Consider the following 2299-nt stretch of genomic DNA (forward strand, 5'->3'; position numbering starts at 1 on the left):
ATCTACTCAACAAAAGCAAAAGGACCAAGATACTTGGAGCTTACTGAAGGTTACATAACTGAAATAGCACTTGATGAAGACGATGAAATCATTGGATACAAGTACATAAATATGGGTGTAATGCTTGACCTTATTAAAGATGGTACAGACCCTGCAGAAGCAATCGAAAAGGCAAGCGGTCAGTATGGAAGATTTGATGATGGGGTTAAGATAATTGACCCAAGGAAGGAATAGGAGGAATTATTATGAGTTTATTTGAAAGTTATGAAAGAAGAATAGATCAAATAGTTCCTATTTTTGAAAAATATGGCATCAAGGACTTCGAAGAGGCAAAGGCCATTTGTAATGAAAAAGGATTTGACCCTTATGAAATTGTAAAGTCTGTTCAACCTATATGTTTTGAAAACGCTTGCTGGGCATACACTTTAGGTGCCGCTATTGCAATCAAAAAGGACTGCAAAAAGGCAAGTGATGCAGCAACTGCAATCGGTGAAGCATTGCAGGCATTCTGTATTCCTGGAAGTGTTGCAGATGACAGGAAAGTAGGTTTAGGTCATGGTAACCTTGCATCCATGTTGCTTAGTGAGGAAAGCGAATGTTTCGCATTCTTGGCAGGTCACGAGAGTTTTGCTGCAGCAGAAGGTGCAATCGGTATTGCAAACTCTGCAAATAAGGTTAGAAAAGAACCTTTAAGAGTTATTTTAAACGGTTTAGGAAAAGATGCAGCTTTAATCATCTCAAGAATCAATGGATTCACTTATGTTCAAACTGAATTTGACTACTTCACTGGTGAAGTGAAAGTGGTTAGAGAAAAGGCTTATTCAGATGGTGAAAGAGCAAAAGTAAGATGTTACGGTGCAGATGATGTAAGGGAAGGTGTAGCTATCATGCACCTTGAAGGAGTTGATGTATCAATCACCGGTAACTCAACAAACCCTACAAGATTCCAACACCCAGTAGCTGGAACCTATAAGAAGGAATGTGTGCTTCAAGGTAAGAAGTACTTCTCAGTTGCTTCTGGTGGAGGAACCGGAAGAACCTTGCACCCAGACAATATGGCAGCAGGTCCTGCTTCTTATGGTATGACTGACACTTTAGGAAGAATGCACTCTGATGCTCAATTTGCCGGTTCAAGTTCCGTACCTGCTCACGTGGAAATGATGGGATTAATTGGTATGGGAAATAACCCTATGGTCGGTGCAACTGTAGCAGTTGCAGTGGCTGTAGAAGAGGCTTTAAAATAGTTTAAGTGATATTTAAACTATTATTTTTATTATTTTTTCTTTTTTTTATTTCACATTTATTTTACTTTTTTCTTTATCTGGGTGTCTTTTTTATCTTAAATTTTATTTTTTTCTTATTCTCACCCTTTTTTTATCTCAATATTTTATTTTCTTCTTTTTGCATTTTTTTAACTTAATTAATAAAAACTTATTAATTTGTTTTAATAAAGTAAGTTCATGGGATTATTTTCATTTTTTAAGAAAGATAATGTTGAAGAAAAAAAGAAGGAAAAAGATTTAGCAGAATCTCATATTGAAATCAATAGAGAAAACTGTAAAGCTTGCCAAAGATGCGTTTCAGTCTGTCCAAACAACAGTTTTGTTATTATGGATGGGAAATCATCACTTAAAGAGGATTACATTTGCAGAGACTGTAAGGTATGTGTTGCAGCTTGTCCGAATCATTGTATAAATTTTGTTAATTTCAAATCATAATTATAATCATATTTTTTAAATTGTTAATTAATATTTTATCTAAATGGTGTAAACATGGATATAGAAGGTTTTGTAAGAGGAAGACTTACTAAAGGTGAAGATGAAGAAGAGCTTAAGTCAATCCTCGCAGAAAGAATAAAGGAATTTAAGGACATTTCAGATGAACATTCAATATTGATGGCTGAAAGTGTCATTGATGAGGTGAAAACCACACTTGAACTCAATAATACTGAAGATGAATTCTTGAAGGACATCATCACCGTGCCAAAGGCTAATGTCGGCATGGGAAAGATGGGTGTAGGTTCACGTGGTGCAGGTGACTTCTTTGTACACAGAAAGATTGCAGAGATTGTTAAAAGTACAAAGGTTCAGTCTGTAGTTGATCCAAATGCCCAGGATGATGGAGGAGTGGTAAAAGTGCCTGCTCCTGGAGATGATGTTTACATAACCACTGCTGTTGATGGAATTCATTCAAGATTAAGTGAATATCCATTTTTAGGCGGATTCCATGTTACCAGAGCTACTTTAAGGGATGTCTGTGTAATGGGTGCAGATCCAGTAGCTATTCTAAGTGATCTTCA

3 protein-coding genes and 1 pseudogene are annotated in these 2299 nt (G+C 36.1%); all 4 read left to right on the forward strand.

From position 1 onward, the window contains the following. Nucleotides 1-234, forward strand: a pseudogene (locus tag Q0409_RS07770) (hypothetical protein); the annotation flags it as partial. A gap of 11 nt (nt 235-245) precedes the next feature. Next, the gene (locus tag Q0409_RS07775; protein WP_298536730.1) at nt 246-1244 is read left to right on the forward strand and encodes a GGGtGRT protein; all 999 of its coding nucleotides are present in this window, start codon (nt 246-248) and stop codon (nt 1242-1244) included. 216 nt (nt 1245-1460) lie between these two features. Then, entirely contained in the window at nt 1461-1718 is a 258-nt protein-coding gene (locus Q0409_RS07780; protein ID WP_298536733.1) for a 4Fe-4S dicluster domain-containing protein, read from the forward strand. 54 nt (nt 1719-1772) lie between these two features. Next, the coding region (locus Q0409_RS07785) for an AIR synthase related protein (RefSeq protein ID WP_366940102.1) at nt 1773-2299 on the forward strand (527 nt) is incomplete at its 3' end.

This window comes from uncultured Methanobrevibacter sp. (assembly GCF_937898925.1).
Taxonomy (GTDB): Archaea; Methanobacteriota; Methanobacteria; order Methanobacteriales; family Methanobacteriaceae; genus Methanobrevibacter.

Bases quoted from the DNA above. Each gene is read 5' to 3' on its own strand.
- Q0409_RS07775 (WP_298536730.1), top strand. From the start codon at position 246: ATGAGTTTATTTGAAAGTTATGAAAGAAGAATAGATCAAATAGTTCCT.
- Q0409_RS07780 (WP_298536733.1), top strand. From the start codon at position 1,461: ATGGGATTATTTTCATTTTTTAAGAAAGATAATGTTGAAGAAAAAAAG.